At 71.7% G+C, this 16,744-nt stretch carries 12 protein-coding genes; 6 read left to right on the top strand and 6 right to left on the bottom strand.

Annotation, left to right across the window (positions count from 1 at the left end; genetic code table 11):
- Positions 1–166: 166 nt before the first annotated feature.
- The 3 genes from WME96_RS24815 to WME96_RS24805 are packed head-to-tail and all read left to right on the top strand — an operon-like array spanning position 167 to position 4,029.
- Positions 167–1,741: a glycoside hydrolase family 26 protein gene (locus WME96_RS24815; RefSeq protein ID WP_437284068.1), complete on the top strand. Its 1,575-nt coding sequence runs from the start codon at positions 167–169 to the stop codon at positions 1,739–1,741.
- A gap of 60 nt (positions 1,742–1,801) precedes the next feature.
- A complete protein-coding gene (locus tag WME96_RS24810) occupies positions 1,802–2,950 on the top strand; it encodes an STAS domain-containing protein (protein WP_437284067.1) in 1,149 nt (382 codons plus the stop codon).
- A 29-nt stretch (positions 2,951–2,979) separates the two neighbouring features.
- A complete protein-coding gene (locus tag WME96_RS24805) occupies positions 2,980–4,029 on the top strand; it encodes an iron-containing alcohol dehydrogenase family protein (RefSeq protein ID WP_437284066.1) in 1,050 nt (349 codons plus the stop codon).
- 92 nt (positions 4,030–4,121) lie between these two features.
- On the opposite strand, the gene WME96_RS24800 is transcribed toward WME96_RS24805, so the two are convergent.
- Genes WME96_RS24800 through WME96_RS24790 form a run of 3 tightly spaced genes read right to left on the bottom strand, consistent with a single transcriptional unit; the run spans position 4,122 to position 6,774 of the window.
- Complete coding sequence (locus WME96_RS24800; protein WP_437284065.1) at positions 4,122–4,940, bottom strand: ABC transporter ATP-binding protein; 819 nt, start codon at positions 4,938–4,940, stop codon at positions 4,122–4,124.
- 2 nt (positions 4,941–4,942) lie between these two features.
- The gene (locus WME96_RS24795) at positions 4,943–5,737 is read right to left on the bottom strand and encodes an ABC transporter permease subunit (RefSeq protein ID WP_437284064.1); all 795 of its coding nucleotides are present in this window, start codon (positions 5,735–5,737) and stop codon (positions 4,943–4,945) included.
- Positions 5,734–6,774 (bottom strand): sulfonate ABC transporter substrate-binding protein, encoded by a 1,041-nt coding sequence (locus WME96_RS24790; RefSeq protein WP_437284063.1) that lies wholly within the window; start codon positions 6,772–6,774, stop codon positions 5,734–5,736. Before WME96_RS24790 ends, WME96_RS24795 begins: the two co-directional genes overlap by 4 nt.
- A gap of 275 nt (positions 6,775–7,049) precedes the next feature.
- Here WME96_RS24790 and WME96_RS24785 point away from each other — a divergent pair, with 275 nt between their 5' ends.
- The 3 genes from WME96_RS24785 (at position 7,050) to WME96_RS24775 (ending at position 10,291) form a co-directional block, all read left to right on the top strand.
- Positions 7,050–7,757 carry an SDR family NAD(P)-dependent oxidoreductase gene (locus tag WME96_RS24785; protein ID WP_437284062.1) on the top strand — a complete coding sequence of 236 codons (708 nt, stop codon included), beginning with the start codon at positions 7,050–7,052 and terminating at the stop codon, positions 7,755–7,757.
- Positions 7,758–7,965: 208 nt separating this feature from the next.
- Positions 7,966–8,730: a hypothetical protein gene (locus WME96_RS24780; protein WP_437284061.1), complete on the top strand. Its 765-nt coding sequence runs from the start codon at positions 7,966–7,968 to the stop codon at positions 8,728–8,730.
- Between the two features lie 328 nt (positions 8,731–9,058).
- Positions 9,059–10,291 (top strand): pectate lyase family protein, encoded by a 1,233-nt coding sequence (locus WME96_RS24775; protein ID WP_437284060.1) that lies wholly within the window; start codon positions 9,059–9,061, stop codon positions 10,289–10,291.
- A gap of 100 nt (positions 10,292–10,391) precedes the next feature.
- Here the strand turns inward: WME96_RS24775 and WME96_RS24770 are convergent, their stop codons facing one another.
- From WME96_RS24770 to WME96_RS24760, 3 genes are all read right to left on the bottom strand, one after another.
- Positions 10,392–13,133 (bottom strand): glycoside hydrolase family 3 protein, encoded by a 2,742-nt coding sequence (locus tag WME96_RS24770; protein WP_437284059.1) that lies wholly within the window; start codon positions 13,131–13,133, stop codon positions 10,392–10,394.
- Between the two features lie 247 nt (positions 13,134–13,380).
- Positions 13,381–14,418: an NAD-dependent epimerase/dehydratase family protein gene (locus WME96_RS24765; protein WP_437284058.1), complete on the bottom strand. Its 1,038-nt coding sequence runs from the start codon at positions 14,416–14,418 to the stop codon at positions 13,381–13,383.
- Complete coding sequence (locus WME96_RS24760) at positions 14,415–16,538, bottom strand: glycoside hydrolase family 52 protein (protein WP_437284057.1); 2,124 nt, start codon at positions 16,536–16,538, stop codon at positions 14,415–14,417. Before WME96_RS24760 ends, WME96_RS24765 begins: the two co-directional genes overlap by 4 nt.
- Positions 16,539–16,744: the final 206 nt, after the last annotated feature.

The following is a 16,744-nucleotide window of genomic DNA, read 5'->3' as shown; positions in this document are numbered from 1 at the left end:
GCGGATGCGCGGTGATCGACGCTGAACGCGACGTCTCACAAGGTGTCATGTCGAGGCGCGCGCGTGCAGCGTCGCTGAAGAAGCTGCGAAATTCGCTCAATATCTTGATCTTCGATTCACACGTGCTTTTTATCATCCCATGATGACTTCTCGTTCTCGCTTCACCTTGACCGGTCAACGAATCCTCCTGTGCGCCGTCCCCGTGCTTCTCGCCGCCTGCGGCTCCGGAGAGCTCGCCGGCTCGGAACCGATGGATCAGCAGGCGTCCGCCGCCGCGGCCGCGGTGAGCCTGAAGCCGACGAGCGACGTCGCGCTCACGAAGATCTGGGGTGGCGGCGGCACGGCGCCCATCTACGCGCTGGTCGACGACGGCACCTCGTTCGTGGAGAGCGACGGCGGCAGCACGTTCGCGCGGAGCTCACCCGGGTCCGCGAAGGCGTCGCTGACGCTCGGCTACTCGGGCGCTCCGGCGGGCGGCACGACCCAGGTCGTCGTCAACTACCAGGCCTGGACGATCGACGGCGGCGCCGGGACCGTGCGCGTCAACCTCTACGACGGCGATACCCTGGTCGGCTCCGGCCCGGCGCGCGCGCTCCGCGCGATGCAGCAGAACCTGAGGGACACGTTCAGCGGCCTCAAGGTGAGGAACGGCGACCAGCTCCGGACCGAGCTCGTCTTCGAGAACTCGGCAGGCCAGGGGTCGCTCGTGTCCTCCATCGTGTGGATCGACGTCACGCCCGCGGACGCCGGCACGATCGCGGACGGCGGCACGCCGACCGCGGACGGCGGCTCATCCACCGACGGCGAGCCCGTCGTGTCAGACAAGCTCGTGCCTCGGAACGGCGCCTGGTGGGGCGCGTACAACTCGGCGAAGAACTACGGCTGGGACTGGGGCGCCGCGATCAAGGACTTCGAGGGAAAGGCCGGCCGCAAGCTCGACATCGTGTACCGCTACCACGACTGGGGCACCGCCGATAACGGCGTCTTCCCGGACAGGTACGAGACGGCGCAGATGAGGGAAGGATACATCCTCCACCTGTCGTGGGAGTCGCGCCGCTACTCGGGGGGCACGAACGTCACGTGGACCGAGATCGCGAACGGCTCGCAAGACGCCGTGATCCGGGCGGCCGCGGAGCGCGCCAGGAACGCGCCCGGCAAGCTCATGATCTCGTTCGATCACGAGATGGACAACGTCGATGTCCACGCGGCGGACGGCCCGGACGCCGACTACGTCCGCGCCTACCGGCGCATCGTCGACATGTTCCGCGAGGCGGGCGCGACCAACGTCGTGTGGGTATGGACCCCGATGGGCTGGAGCGGCACGCGCGCCCGGCTCCCCGCCCTCTACCCCGGAGACAGCTACATCGACTGGCTCGGATACGACCCCTACAATTTCTACGTATGCAACGGCGGGGGATGGAAGGACCCCGCGACCACCTTCGGGAGTCACTACGCGTGGATGCACGAGCCCGCGCAGCGGGCATGGCACGGCGAAAAACCGTACATCATCAGCGAGTTCTCCAGCCACGAGGACCCGGCAGACCCGGACCGCAAGGGCGCGTGGATGCGCGGCGTCGTCGACGCCCTGAAGCAGTATCCCGACATCAAGGCGGTGCAGTTCTACAACTCGAACGTGACCCTCAGGAGCGCTTGCAAGCTGGCCGTCGACTCGAGCCCCGAGTCCGTGGCGGGCTACGCGGAGGCGGGGAGCGACCCCTACGTGAACCAGCCGCACCAGTGACGCAGCGCAGATAGTTGCGTGCAGGGCGGTCGAGGGCGTCGTATGACGTGCCGCTCCGAAATGACGTCCCTCGACCAGCGCCTGTCGGCCCTCGAGCTGTCGATCCTGCCGACCTGGGTCTACGACCACGACCGCTACCGCTTCCCCTGGGCCAACGCCAAGGCCGTCCCGTTCTGGCGCGCGACGGAGCGCGCCGAGCTGCTCGCCCGCGACCTCTCGGACCTGTCCCCGGCCGTCCGCGCGCGGCTCGACGGCTACGTCCGCGTGCTCGCGGACGGCGGCACGGTCGTGGAGGACTGGACCCTCTACCCGCGCGGGACGCCCGAGACCGTCACCCTCCACGGCCAGGGGATCCGCCTCGACGACGGGCGGCTCGCCATCCTGTTCCAGGCGCTCCCGCGGCGGCCCGGCGCCGACGCCTCGATGGTGCGCGGCGTGGAGGCGGTCCGCCACTCGACGGTGCTGGTCAGCGTCGTCGATCGCGAAGGCACGGTGCTCTTCCACAACCCCGCGGCCCTGCGCGCCCTCGGCGACGCGCCGCAGATCGACGCGGCGTTCCCGGACGAGGGCGTGGGCGCCGCCATCCGCGGCGCGATCGACGCCGACGCGCCCTGGGCAGGGGAGGTGCGGGTCCTGACGACCGACGGCGAGCGGTGGCACCAGGTGGAGGCGCGCCGCACGACCGACCCCGTGACCGGCGCGCCCGCGGTGCTCATCCAGCAGCTCGACGTCACCGCGCAGCGCCGCGCCGAGGGGCAGATCGAGGAGCAGGGCCGGCTAATCGACCAGCTCAACCGCTCGCTCGCCCTCGTGGAGGAGCAGCGGCGGCAGATCCTGAAGCTCTCGGCGCCGATCCTCGACGTCGGCCGGGGCACGCTCGCCGTGCCGCTCATCGGGCGCCTCGACGCCGAGCGCGGCGGCGAGCTCGGCGAGCGGCTCCTGCCCGCCATCGTCGCGCAGCGGGCGTCCCACGTCGTCCTCGACGTGACCGGCGCGGACGCGCTCGATCCGGACGGCGCCGCCGCCCTGGAGCAGCTCGCGCGCGCGATCCAGCTCCTCGGCTCCCGGCCGATCCTCACCGGCGTCCGCCCCGAGGTCGCCCCCGCGCTTGTCGACGTCGACCTCGGCGAGGACCTGCTCGTCCTGCGCAGCCTGGGCCGCGGCCTGGAGGTCAGCCGGAGGCGGGCCGCGGCGCGGCGGCGGGTGTGATCCGGTGTGATCCAGCGTAAGAACACCGCATGCTCGGCCCGACCCAGGTAGGCATCCCCACGCTGGTGCGCATCAAGCCCGGGGCGCTCGCGCGCAGCGGGCTCTACCTCGCGCGCGCGGCGCGCCGGCACGTCCTGCTGCTCTCCAGCGCGGGCATACCCGCGGCCATCGAGGCGGCGATGCTCGAGGGCCTCGCGGGGCAGGCGATCGAGGTCGTGGCGCGGCGCGAGGTCGCCACGGCCAGCTTCGAGGAGGCCGCCGCGCTGCTGCCCACGCTGCCCGCGCGCTGCGACGCCATCGTCGGGCTCGGCGGCGGCCGCGCCCTCGACACGGCGAAGTACCTCGCGTTCCTCGCCCGGCTGCCGTTCCTGGCCGTGCCCACGTCGCTCTCGAACGACGGCTTCTGCAGCCCGGGGGCCAGCCTGACGGTCAGCGGCAGGCGCCGCTCGCTCCCGTGCGCGATCCCGTTCGGCGTGGTCGTGGACACCGAGGTCTGCCTGCGCGCGCCCGAGGTCCTGTGGCTCTCCGGCGTGGGCGATCTCGTGGCCAAGGTGACGGCGGTGCACGACTGGAAGCTCGCGTTCCACGCGCGCGGCGAGCCGGTCAACGACTTCGCCGCCCTGCTCTCGGACGCGACCGTGTTCCAGTTCATGGCCCGCCCCGAGCGCGACCTCGAGGGCATGCGCCTGCTCGCGACGGCGCTGATGCTGAACGGCATCGCCATGGAGATCGCGGGCTCGTCCCGGCCGGCGAGCGGCAGCGAGCACCTCCTCTCGCACGCGCTCGACCTGACCTCCGCGCGGCCGCGGCTCCACGGCCTGCAGGTCGGCACGGCCGCGTACGTCGTGAGCCGGCTCCAGGGGCGAGACACGGACCCCATCGCCGCCGTCCTCGACGCGACGCGCTTCTGGGACGCGATCCGCGCGGACCCGTTCTCGCTCGGCGAGTGGCGCGAGGCGGTCCGCGTCGCGCCGGAGATCAAGCCCGGCTACTACACGGTGCTCTCCGCGCGCGACTGCGCGCCGGAGGTCGAGGCGATCCTCCGGACCGATCCGCGCCTCGAGGGGTGCTTCGTCTGAAGCCGCGGGCCGCGCTGTCGCGAGCGGACCGGAGCGATCACGCGGACGCGCGACGGAAGGCTGGAGACGAGGGGCGGGGAGGAGGCTTCAGCTCACTCCGCGCCGGCCAGGAGGGGCTCCGCCAGCCGCGGAGGGAGGCTCGCGCGCGACGGGGGCGGCGTCGGCGGGCCGTCGCCGGACGCGAGGATCGTCCGCAGCAAGGCGCCGGTGAGGCGACCGACCTCCGGGAGCTCCCGCGCGCGAGGCCGCGGCAGATCCACCGTGACGCTCTCCACGATGCGCCCCTCGTCGAACACGAGCACGCGATCGCCGAGGAGGACCGCCTCCTCCACGTCGTGCGTCACCAGGATGGCCGTGAAGCCGTGCTGGACCCACAGCGACTCGACGAGGCGCTGCGCTCCGATGCGGGTGAGGGCGTCGAGGGCGCCGAACGGCTCGTCCAGGAGCAGGACCTTGGGGTCGTGGACGAGCGCGCGCGCGAGGGCGACCCGCTGCCGCTGGCCGCCCGAGAGCACGCCGGGGTAGTCGTCCTGGCGGTCGAGCAGGCCGACCCGGGCGAGGACGTCGCGCGCGCGCTCGCGGCGCTCCTTCGGCAGCCCGATGCAGACGTTCTGGAGGACCGTGCGCCACGGCATCAGCCGGGGCTCCTGGAAGACGACGCGCACGGCGGCGCCGCCCGTGACGCCCTCGCGCGTCACGACGCGCGCCGCGCCGCCCGTGGGCTCCTCGAGGCCGCACAGGATGCGGAGCAGGGTGCTCTTGCCCGATCCGCTCCGCCCGACGATGGTGAGGAGCTCGCCAGGGCGGACGTCGAGCTCGATGCCCGAGAGGACAGGCTTGTCGCCGAACCGCTTCTCGAGCCGATCGAGGAGGACCCGTGCGCCGCGGCGAGGAGTGACCGGCACGCTCATGTTCACCCCGCGTCCATTCGCTGCAATCGAGGCTGCCAGGGCAGGAGCTGGCGCTCGGCCCACCGCGCCAGCGAGTCGGCCAGCTTGCCGAGGATCGCCCAGAGCACGATCGTGAGCACGAGCAGGTCCATCTGCATGAACTCCCGCGCGTTCATCGCGACGTAGCCGAGGCCCTGCGTGGCGCCGATCGTCTCGGCGACGATCAGCACGAGCCACGAGAGCCCGAGCGCGAAGCGGAGGCCGACCAGGATCGACGGGAGGGCGCCGGGGAGGATGACCTCGCGGTAGAGCGCGAGCCCGCGGACGTCGTAGACGCGCGCCATCTCGATGATGTGCGGGTCGACGCTGCGCACGCCGTGGAAGGTGTTCAGGTAGACGGGGAAGAGCACCGTCACCGCGACGATGAAGAGCTTGGCCGTCTCGCCCAGCCCGAACCACAGGATGACGAGCGGCACGAGCGCCAGCGCGGGGATGGCGCGGAGCATCTGGAGGGGCCCGTCCACGACGAGCTGGAGCGGGCGCGAGAGGCCGGTGGCGAGGCCGAGCACGAGCCCGATGCCGGCGCCGATCGCGAGCCCACCGAGCGCGCGCAGCGCGCTGACGCCGAGGTGCGCCGGCAGGTCGCCGCGCGTCGTGGCGTGGACCGCGGCCAGCACCACCTCCGAGGGCGACGGGAGCAGGGTCTTCGGGAGGATCTGCAGGCGGGACAGGGCCTCCCAGACGAGCACCAGCGCGAGCGGGGCGACCCACGGGGCGAGGCTCCGGCCGAGCGCGCCGGGCGCGCGGCCGGCCGTCATCGGACGCCCCCGTACGCGGCCGCCGACAGGAAGGCGTCCTCGACGCGGACGTCGCGCGGGATGATCGCGAGCTCGTGGAGCGTGTCGGCGATGTCCTGCTGCTTCTTCAGGATCTCGGGCGTGATCGGCAGGAGGCCGAACGCGCGCCGGCGGTAGGACGTGAGGAACGCCTCGTAGGCGACGCCCGACGACCTCGCGAGGATCTGCGAGGTCTCCTCCGTGTGCTCGCGCTCCCAGCCGCTGAGGGTCTGGTACTCGTCGAGCACCGTCCGCAGGAGCTCCGGGTGCTGCTCGGCGAACTCGCGCCGGGCGACGTAGAAGAGGTGGTTGTCGACCAGCCCCTCGCCGCTCTGGAGGACGCGCGCACCGGCGAGCTCCGCCGCGGCCAGGAACGGGTCCCAGATCACCCAGGCGTCGACCTTGCCGCTCTCGAACGCGCTCCGCGCGTCCGCCGGCGCGAGGAACGAGATCTGGAGATCGTCGAGCGTCAGCTTCGCGCTCTCGACGGCCCGGATCAGCAGGTAATGCACGTTGGAGCCGCGGTTGACGGCGACGCGCTTGCCCTTCAGGTCCGCGACGCTGGTGATCGGCGAGCCCTTCGGCACGATGATCGCCTCGGCCTTCGGGGCCGGAGGATCGGTGGCGACGTAGACGAACGGCACGCCGCCCGCCTGCGCGAAGACAGGGGGCGTCTCGCCGACGTGGCCGACGTCCACGGCGCCGGCGCGCATCGCCTCGAGCAGCGGAGGCCCGGCGGGGAACTCGACCCACTCGGCGCGGGCGTTCCTCGCCTCGAGCGCCTTCTTGAGGTTGTCCGCGCGGTCCTTGAGCAGGTAGGGCGTGCCGATCTTCTGGTAGCCGAGGCGCACGACCGCCGCCTCGCGCGTGTCCTGCGCCCGCGCCGGAGCGCGTGCGTCGCTCCCGGCCGCGGCGCCCGGCTCACCGCCGCCGCGATCGCAGCCGAGCAGGGCGCACGCCAGCGCGGCGCATGCAAGCAGCCCGGAACGGATGGTCGCGAAGGAGGTGTGCCTGATCATGGGGTTCTTCTGGATGCCTTCCGGCTCGCCAAGGACGGTACGGGTAGATTCCAGTTGCATGCGATCCGGCGAGACGATCGCACCTGGATGCAAACGCGGGCATCAGGCAGCCGCCGTGCCACGCAGGAACCCTGAGATTTCGAGCGGTTGCCGGGGCGTCCCCCGGCGGAGCCCGGGGCGCGCTGCTGCTCCAGCAGCACCCGAACAGCAATCGGTGCTGCTGGGGAGGCTTTCAGGTGCCAGCGGGGACGGACATCTGTCATAACGGCGCTGCCATGACGGTGGAAATCCAAGGGAAATGGGCGCTGGTCACCGGCGCGAGCCGGGGTATCGGGACGCAGATCGCGCGCGGCCTCGCGGGGCTCGGCTGCAATGTCGTCCTGCACAGCCGCGACGCGGCGCACACGCGGGAGCTCGAGCGGGAGCTCGCCGGCAAGGGCGTCCGGGTGAGCGCCGTCTCGGGCGAGCTGTCGGACCAGGGGGCTGTCGATCGCCTGGTGGACGACGCCATCGCCGCGTCGGGCGGGATCGACATCCTGTACAACAACGCCGCGCTCATGACGCCGTTCCGCGACACCTACACGGAGACGCCGGCGGAGGACTACCGGCTGAGCTTCGAGGTGAACGTGATCAGCCCGATCCGGATCACGTACCGGCTGCTGCCGACGATGCTGAAGCGCGGCTGGGGGCGCATCGTCCAGGTGACGTCCGGGATCCAGGACCAGCCCGAGCTGATGGCGTATGCGGCGTCGAAGGCGGCGCTCGACAAGTTCGTTCGCGACACCGTCCCTTCGCTGCGCGGCACCGGGGTGCTCATGAACCTGCTCGACCCGGGCTGGCTGCGGACCGACCTCGGCGGGCCGAAGGCGCCGAACGACGTCGAGTCCGTCCTGCCGGGCGCGCTGGTGCCGGCGCTTGTCGACGGCGAGGTCCACGGGGTGTTCTTCCGCGCGCAGGACTACGCGCGTCCCGCGGCGCGCTGAAGCTCCCGGTCGGCGCGGCGCCGCCGGGGCGCCGCTCGGGTGGCAATTCCGAGCGGACTGCGGGGGAGCCGTGTCGACCTATTGTATCGCGGCGGTGGTCCGCGGGTTGCTATGATGGCGGGAGGTGAAAGCGATCTCGGGACCCGGGGCGGAGACGCGATGTCGCGCGGCAGGCGGTGCAGGGCGAGCCTCCCCGGAGCGCGCGACCGTGGTTGACGCGCGCCCGCCGCGGCGGGCGCGCTGGGGGGCGTTGCTGCCCCTCCTGGCCTGTGCCGCCTGCTCGCTCGAGGGGCTGTCCACGGCGTGGGACACGTCGTCGGCCTCCGCGGGGGGGGAAGGGGCGACGAGCGGCGGAGGCGGGGGCGTGTCCAGCGGCGGAGGCGGGGGCGTGTCCAGCGGCGGAGGCGGGGACGCGTCCGGCGGCGGAGGCGGGGACGCGTCCGGCGGCGGAGGCGGGGACGCGTCCGGCGGCGGAGGCGGGGGCGCGTCCGGCGGCGGAGGCGGGGGCGCGTCCGGCGGCGGAGGCGGGGGCGCGTCCGGCGGCGGAGGTGACATGCGAGAGGCCGAGGGGTGCCTCCTCTACGGCAGGTTCACGCGGACGGCCCACCCGGAGGCGAGCGGCGGGCGCTACGTGGTCGTCCCCGAGGACGCGGGTTGCAATGCCGACCGGGTCGACTGCTCGTTCGAGGTGAGCGAGGCCGGCACATACCAGATCACGGCCACGGTCGCCGAGGGACCCGACGACGGCAAGGACAACTCGTTCCTGGTCCGCATGGATTACGAGCCGACGCTGGGCTACCAGTACGACTTCACCGGCGCCGAGTTCCACGACGACATCGTCAGCGACGCGAAGGCGACCGACACAGCGCTGCTCACCTTCGCGCTCGATCCCGGGAAGCACATCGTCTCGTTCGAGTGCCGCGAGGACGGGTCCATGCTCGACCGGGTCGGGCTCGTACGCATCGGCCCTTGAGCCTCGCCGCGGTTCGCGGCGGTGAGCCCGGCGACACCGGGGTTGGAAACACCGCAGCAGGTTGAGCGGGCGAGGCCGCGCTGCGGTGACTGCGCGTGTCCACCGTGTCAACCCCGGGTTGACGCCGCGCGGCCGTCACGGCGGGAGATGCCGTGAGCGATGCGCGGATCCGGGCGGCCCCTGTCCGTTCGGAGCTTCTGGCATGTGCGTTGCTGATTCAAGGGCGCGTGCGTCGCCATGGAGTCGCCGGGAACGGCCCGCGCGCTGTCCGGCTCCTCTCTCTGCGCCGCGCGATCCGCTTGGCTCATCACGGAAAGGTCGCTTGCTCATGAAGTGCGAAACTCAGGTTGTCCTCGCTGCGCTGTTCGCGATCGGGTTCTCGACGGTCGGCTGCGGCACGGAAGCGTCAGGGCCGTCAGACGACGACGAGGGCCAGCCGACCAGCAGCGCGAGCGTCAGCTCCAGCAGCAGCGCTGGCACGGGCGGGAGCATCGCGGGCAGCAGCGGCTCCGGGAGCGCGACCGCCGGCACCGGCGGCGGCGGTGAAGGCGGCGGCGCCAGCGGCACGGGCGGCAGCACGGGCGGCACCGGCGGCGGCGGCGACGGCGGCTCGGACAGCTCCGGCGGCATCGGCGGCGGCAGCCCCGGCGGCGCGGACTTCCGGCTCTACGGCTATGCCACGACCGGCGACGGCACCACCGGCGGCAAGGGCGGCGAGGTCGTGTCCGTGAGCTCGCTCGACGACCTGAGGGAAGAGGCCGCGAGGCCGGGCGCCCGGATCATCCAGATCACCGGCAAGATCAGCGGCAGCGGCGACGACGTGGACGTCGCCTCGGACAAGACCATCGTGGGGGTCGGGACGAGCGGAGAGCTCGAGGGGATCGGGCTCAACCTGAGGAGGTCGTCCAACATCATCGTTCGCAACCTGAAGATCCATCACGTGCTCGCCAGCAGCGGCAACGGCGACGGCATCCACATGGACGAGAGCCACAACGTCTGGATCGACCACTGCGAGCTCTGGGCCGACTCTCCCGCCGTGAACTCCGACAAGGACAAGTACGACGGCCTCATCGACGCCACCCACGAGTCCTCGGACATCACGATCTCGTGGACCTACCTGCACGACCACTACAAAGGCATGCTGGTCGGCTCGTCGGACAACGACGACAGCGATCGCCGCATCACCTTCCATCACAACCGCATCAACAACGTGAACTCGCGCCTCCCGAGCTACCGCGGCGGCAACGGCCACGTCTTCAACAACTACTTCGAGAACGTCCCCACGTCGGGGGTGAACTCGCGCGTCGGCGCCTGCCTCCGGGTCGAGGGGAACCACTTCTTCAAGGTCAAGAACCCGATCACCACGCTCGACAGCCCGGCCGGCGGCACGCACCGCATCGACAACTTGTTCGAGGAGACCAGCGGGACGCAGGAGTCCGGCGAGGACTGCACCTGGACCGCCCCGTACGACTACCCGCTCGACAGCTCGGCGGCCGTCAAGGCGCTCGTGCTGGAGCACGCGGGCGTGGGCAAGACCGATCCTCTCGAGAACCTGCCCTGATCGCGCGCTCTGCCGAGCTCGCCGGCGCGCGGTGATCGCGTGCCGGCGCGTCGCTGGAGCTCGCGATGGACCTGCCCCTCGATATCAGGGATCCAGAGGCTCAGAACGTGCAGGTCGGCGTGGGGCCGGCGGTGAAGGGCTCCCAGCGGACGTCCTCGATCGCCACGTCCATCGGCGAATCCGAGTAGATGAGGAAGGGCGTGTTGACGTTGGTGATGTCGAGCCCGCTGTCCGTCAGGCACTTCAGCGGGACGGAGACCTCGTGCCACTGCCCGTCCGCGATGGAGGTCAGCGTACCGGCGATGTTGATGTCGCCGGAGCAGGGATACTCGCAGTGGGCCGCCAGCGTGACCAGCGTGCCCTCGGGCGGAGCATCGACGCGCGCCCGGAAGACGATCGAGGTCTCCGAGTTGTAGTAGGGCGACAGGTCGACCCCGGGCGCCCCCGCCGAGACCTGCGCGTAGATCTGGCCCGTCGCGCTCCAGGTCACCTGCATGGCGCTGCCCTGGATCTCGCCGTCGACCGTGCTCACGCTGACCTCGCCGTCGGGCAGGGTGGCCCCCATGCCCACCTCCATGCCGCCCCAGTTCGAGGGGCCGCCGATGCGCAGCACGTAATCGCCCTTCTCGTCGCCATCCACGAAGATCTCGAGCGGCTCGTTCGTGGTGCCCGCCATCCCCGGGTCCGGGGCCGCGCAGCCGTGGCCGGTGGAGACCTCGGGCAGGTCGTCGCCGAGCACGTCGGCGTCGGTGGTCGTGAGGCCAAATCCATACGGGAAGAGCGGCTCTTCGCCGTCTCCCTTGTTGATGGGCGTCTGGCAGTCGGCCGAGGGCCACGAGAACGACAGCTTGCCCTGGAACTCGTGATCGCCGAAGAGCACGTCGGCGACGCCGCCGCCCTCGCTGCCCGGCAGCCAGGCCGCCACGAACGCGTCCGAACGGTTGATCTCCTTGTTGGTGTGGAGCGGGCGGCCCGACACGAACACCGTGACGATGGGCACACCCGGCGCCTGGGCGCGGATGGTGTCGATGACGGCGAGGTCCTCGGGGTGGACATTGGCGTGCTCGAGCGTCTCGAACTTGCCAATGTCGCCCTGGCCCTCGGCGTAGGGCGTCTCGCCGATGACCACGATCGCGGCGTCGAAGGTGTCGGCCGCGGCGGTGCCGTCGGGGCTCAGGGTCGCGGTGCCGTTCATCCCGGCGCCCGTGATCGCCTCGTCGATGCCGGCGTAGATGGACTGCGCGTTCGGGAAATCGGCGTTGGTGTTGCCGGTGCCCTGCCAGGTCAGCGTCCAGCCGCCGGACTGGTTCTGGATGTTGTCCGCGGTCTTGCCGGCCACGAGGACGTTCATCGACTTGCTGAGCGGCAGGACGCCGCCCTTGTTCTTGAGCAGGACGAGCGACTTGCGCACGGCCTCGCGCGCGACGGCCCGGTGCTCCGGCGCGGCGAGGAGCGTGGCGTCGCCGGCGGCCGGCCGGGTCGAGGGCGCGCCCTTGCTCGCCCTGGGGCCGAGGAGGCCGGCCCGCATCTTCACGCGCAGGATCCGGGTCACCGCGTCGTCGATGCGGGCCGTCGGGATCTCGCCGCTCTGCACCTGGGCGATGGTGTTCTCGATGAACGCCATCCAGTCGTTGGGCACCATGATCATGTCCACCCCGGCGTTGATCGCCGCGGCGCACTGCGAGTTGTTGCAACCCGGGAGCTGGCCGTGCCCGTTCCAGTCGCCGACGACGAAGCCGGTGAAGCCGAGCTGGCCCTTGAGGATGTCGGTGAGCAGGTACTGATGGCCGTGCATCTTGTCGCCGTTCCAGCTGCTGAACGACGCCATCACGGTCTGCGCGCCCGCCGCGAGCGCGGAGAAGTAGCCCTGGGCGTGGATGTCGCGCAGATCCTCCTCGGAGCAGACGGTGTTGCCCTGGTCCTTGCCCTGCTCGGTCCCGCCGTCGCCCATGAAGTGCTTGGCGGTCGCGACCACGCGCGTGCCGCTGAACAGGTCCGCGCTGTCCGCCGGCCGGCCCTGCAGGCCCCGGATCATCCGGCCCGCGTAGCTCTTCACGATCTCCGGATCCTCGGAGTAGCCCTCGTAGGAGCGGCCCCACCGGTCGTCCCGCACCACGGCGAGCGTGGGGGCGAAGGCCCAGTCGAGCCCGGTGACGGCGACCTCGGTGGCGGTGATGGCGCCGATCTCCTCGATGAGATCGGGATCGTTCATGGCGCCGAGCCCGATGTTCTGCGGGAACAGCGTCGCGCCGATCACGTTGTTGTGGCCGTGCACCGCGTCCACGCCCCAGAGGACGGGGATGCCGAGGTGCTCGCCGGGCGCGCCGGTCGTGTCGGTGGAGGCCGCGTGATAGGCGTCCGCGAGGGCGACCCAGTCGGCCACGGTCGCGTGCTTGGAGCCGCCCGGCCAGGAGCCGCCGCCGTTCAGCACCGAACCGATGTGGTACTCGCGGACCTGGTCCGGCGTGATCGCCTGGATCTCGGCCTGGACCATCTGACCGACCTTCTGCGCCACGCTCATCTGCGCGAGCAGCTCGGTGACGGCGTCCTCGATCTCGGGGTCGAGCGGGATCTCGCTCGTCACCATCGGCCATTCGACCGACGCTGTCTCGCCGCCCGCGCCGCCGCCACCGCCGGTGCCGGTGCCGGTGCCGCTGGTCGTGCCCGCGCCGGAGCCGCCCGCGCCGCCGCCGCCGCCGGTCCCGGTCGTGGCGCCGCCGGCCGACCCGCCCGACCCTGTCGGGTCAGCCGGGGGATCTGTGGAGTCGTCCCCGCAGGCGGGGACAGGGATGGTCAGGGCCGCGAGCAGCAGCCAGTTGGCGTATCGGTTCCAATGCTTCATGCGAGGGCCGGAGCATCGTCCCGGCGCCGTGGGGCGTCAACCTATAGCCCCGCAGGCTGCGGGGTGAAGGCGGCCCCTTTCATGCATGGATGACGGGAGTCGGCAGCGCACCTGGTAAAGATTCAACTCACCCAGGTGCATCCCGGGGGGGCGCCGGCGAGGGTGGTTGGCGGAAGGTTCTCGTGGGGAGGCGTCGAGAGATGGTGAAGCCACCCCGCTCATCCCCTGATCCGCGCGGCGGCGCGGATCAGGACTCGGGCTCGTTGCCCCAGGGATTGTAATCGTGCACCTGCCCCGGCGCGGGCTTCTTGCCCTTCGTGAACGCGTCGATCAGGGCATCCTGAAGGGGCTCTTCCTCGGCGCGCCGGTAGGTCCCGGCGCGCTCCGACCAGGCGATCTGGCGGCGGAAGGTCTCGACCAGCGGCACGGTGGTCCGGAAGTCGAGATCGCGCGCCGCCTTGCTGTTGTCGAAGATCGACCCGTATTGATAGATGAACTTGACGCCGACCATGCGGCGCGGGGCGACGTCGTAGAGCCAGTCGGTCGGGATCGGAACCACGGGGGATTTGCCGCCGGCGGCCTCTTGCAGCGCGGCGAAGATGCCGCCCCAGGTGGTGTGCTCGTCGCTCGTGAGGTGGTAGGCCTGCCCGTAGGCCTTCTCGTTGCCGAGCGCGTTCACGAACCCCCGGGCCACATCGGAGACGTGCGCGATGGCCCACGGCGTCGCGCCGTCGTCGTGGACGACGAGCGGGAGGCCGCGGCGCGCGCGGTCGGCCATCGAGTCGTCGAAGTAGAGCGCGCCGAGGGCGGTGTGCCCCTCACCGGTCGTGAACGACGGCCGCAGGATCGTTGTCTTCAACCCGCCCTGGCCGTTCGCCGCGAGCAGCGTCGACTCGATGCGCGACTTGTTGTGGCCATACTTCGTCACGGGGCGGTGCGGCTCGTCGTCGGTCGCCGGCGAGCGCGTGAGGGGACCGCCGTAGACGCACACCGTCGAGCAGACGACGAGGTGGCCGGCGCGGCCCGAGAACGCCCTCAGCAGCGAGTCGGCGTTCTCCGGCCCGAAGGCGACCATGTCGATCACGGCGTCGAACGTGCGCTGCTGCATCTCGCGCTCGAACTCGGCGTACTTCCAGCGATCACCGACGATGACGTCGACGTCGCCCTCGAACCGCCGCGCCGTCACGCCCCGGTTGAAGAGCGTGACCCGATCGCCCCGCGCGAGGAGCTGCTCCACGATGGCCGTCGAGATGAGCCCCGTCCCGCCGATGACGAGGACCCTCATGAACGCACCTGCTTCTGCCCCGAGGGGGCCTCGTCGAGCCAGAGGATGGCAGTCACGCCGCGGGGGTAGTAGCGGCTGCCCACGGGCACGCCGCGCTGCATCTGGTCGGAGTAGGCCCAGTAGCCGGAGCCCTCGATCTGCCAGCGGACGTGGGCCTCCTCGTGGCGGTCGGGGTCGGGGAGGTCGACCTTCAGCACCGCGCGCGCGATGTGCTGGCAGAGGGCGATCTTGCTCGCCCACGAGTTGTCGCTGCTGCTCGAGAGCTTCCAGCCGCCCTCGGGGAACAGGCACAGCCCGGGCTTGAGCACCGCGTTCAGGTGACGGCGGAGCACCTGGACGAGCTCGCCGTGCTCGCCGGCGGCGGCGCGCTCGTCGAGCAGGCCCATGACGTGCGGGTAGAGCAGCCCCTCGATCGCGGGGATGATCGCGCTCGGCGAGCCCCCGTCGAGCAGCGCGGGGATGTAGCCCGATCGCTCGTCGAAGGCCGCCGCGATCGCGCGCGCCGCCTTGCGGGCCGCCGCCTTCGCCTCCGCGGCGCGCTGGGCGTCGCCGCGGCGCTCGAGCAGGTGCGCGAGGATCACGTACGACGCCCACCCCTTGCCGGCGAGGTAGAGGTTGCCGCGCGCGCGCCCGAGCGAGTGGTCGAGCGAGTCGTAGGTCGTGATCTCGGCGCCGGTCCCGCAGCGATCGCTGTCGAGCGCCATCACGCCGGTGCGCGCGCCGGGCTCCGGCGCGTCGCGGTGGAGCAGGCTCGCGAGCAGCTCGGCGAAGAGGCCCCCGTGGCGCTCGAGGAACTGCTCGTCGCCGGTGCGCGCGACGTACACGCCGGCGCAGCAGATCCAGTTCGTGAGCTGCTCATACGTCATGTAGCTGAAGCAGGCGGCGTCGAGGTTCGGCCGCTCGTAGCTGGAGTTGCCCGCGGGCGAGAAATGGTTGCTCATGCCCATGTCGTGCGTGAACGACACGCCGCCGGGCAGGAGCTCGCCGGCCGCGCCGGGGCGCTTCACCCTGTCGCGGTAGCTGTAGCGGTCGACGTAGAGGTCGAGGACATTGCGCACGGCCCAGGGCGCGTAGCGCAGCTCGAAGAAGAGGTGATCGATCGTGAGATCGAAGGTGTTCATCATCTCGTACTCGCCCTCGTTCACGACCCACAGCGGCGCGGGCGGCGAGGCGTCGTCGAGCGCGGTGTCCAGCCACTCGGTCGAGCCGAAGTAGCCGTGCGTCGCCTGGGCGAGCAGCCACTTCTGGGCGGGGCTGAGCGCCGCGCGCGAGAGCTCCTCGTCCCGCTGCGCCGCCTCGGCGACGAGCGCCTCGCGGCGGTCGAGGGCGAAGGAGAGGACGTCCTCGAGCCCCTTGAAGTAGCGGGTGTAGGCGTAGCGCGCCTCGATGCCGGTCGTGATCGCGCCGGCGTCGTGGAACCCGAGGGCGATCCAGACCTCGCGCTTCTGGCCCGGGGGGACCTCGATGAGCAGGCCGCCGGTCTTGCCGAGGCGGAACAGGCGATCGGCGCTGCCGTCGAACGCGTGCTCGGGCGAGAAGGCCTGGAAGGCGCGGACGCCGGCCTCGGGGCGGACCGCGAAGCCCCAGCGCCGGCCGTGGGCGACCCCGACGAGGCGGCCGTCGCTCGCCGTCTCGAGGTCGCGCAGGCTCGGCGCCTCGAGCGCGAACACGCCCGTCAGCGGCTCGGAGCGGCCGGTGTTGTCGAGCTCGATGCGCGCGATGAGCGCCGGGCAGGACCGCGCGGCGACCTCGGCGGGCGGCGCCGTGCGCGGGTCGGGGATCGGGCCGAACGGCGAGTAGATGGCGAGCGTGAGCCTGCCGGCGCGGATCGTGTCGCTGGCCCAGCCGAGCTCGCGGCGGATGTCCTGCTCGCCGAAGACGCGGCGCATGTGCGTGTCGCGCGACAACGTGACGCCGAACGGGACGTCCGGGCCGCGGGTCGTCTCGAAGTAGGGGAGGAGGAAGAGATCCCCGTCGCCCTCGCGGTAGCCGATGTAGAGGTTCGAGTCTCCCGGGCGGCCCACCTGGGAGGCGAAGCCGCCCCGGCGGTCGAAGCTGCCGAGCGTGAAGGAGGCAAAGGCGCCGACCGGCGCGTGCTGGACATTGTAGGAGGAGGTCACCGCGGCAACATACCGTGATCGCCCCGCGAAGCGATCCCGCGAGTCGCCGCGGGGGCGTGATTTCAATCCGCTCTTCCGGCCTCTCTCCTCGCTCCCATCCGGGCGTGGAGTGCGTCGTCCGGGGCCGCGCGTCCGGCGGCGTTGCAGCCGGCCCTCGCCCCGTGGAGGTACCTGGGAGTGCACGTGGGTGCGCCGCGCGTGACCTC

Origin of the sequence: Sorangium sp. So ce406 (assembly GCF_051474675.1) — a bacterium.
GTDB lineage: Bacteria > Myxococcota_A > Polyangia > Polyangiales > Polyangiaceae > Sorangium > Sorangium cellulosum_G.
The sequence above is the reverse complement of the archived record's forward strand: the minus strand, read 5'-3'. Positions and strand labels throughout refer to the sequence as shown.

Excerpts from the sequence above, each read along its gene's own strand:
- WME96_RS24810 (WP_437284067.1), top strand. The coding sequence starts at position 1,802 with ATGACGTCCCTCGACCAGCGCCTGTCGGCCCTCGAGCTGTCGATCCTG.
- WME96_RS24805 (WP_437284066.1), top strand. The coding sequence starts at position 2,980 with ATGCTCGGCCCGACCCAGGTAGGCATCCCCACGCTGGTGCGCATCAAG.
- WME96_RS24800 (WP_437284065.1), bottom strand. The coding sequence starts at position 4,940 with ATGAGCGTGCCGGTCACTCCTCGCCGCGGCGCACGGGTCCTCCTCGAT.
- WME96_RS24795 (WP_437284064.1), bottom strand. The coding sequence starts at position 5,737 with ATGACGGCCGGCCGCGCGCCCGGCGCGCTCGGCCGGAGCCTCGCCCCG.
- WME96_RS24790 (WP_437284063.1), bottom strand. The coding sequence starts at position 6,774 with ATGATCAGGCACACCTCCTTCGCGACCATCCGTTCCGGGCTGCTTGCA.
- WME96_RS24785 (WP_437284062.1), top strand. The coding sequence starts at position 7,050 with ATGACGGTGGAAATCCAAGGGAAATGGGCGCTGGTCACCGGCGCGAGC.
- WME96_RS24775 (WP_437284060.1), top strand. The coding sequence starts at position 9,059 with ATGAAGTGCGAAACTCAGGTTGTCCTCGCTGCGCTGTTCGCGATCGGG.
- WME96_RS24770 (WP_437284059.1), bottom strand. The coding sequence starts at position 13,133 with ATGAAGCATTGGAACCGATACGCCAACTGGCTGCTGCTCGCGGCCCTG.
- WME96_RS24765 (WP_437284058.1), bottom strand. The coding sequence starts at position 14,418 with ATGAGGGTCCTCGTCATCGGCGGGACGGGGCTCATCTCGACGGCCATC.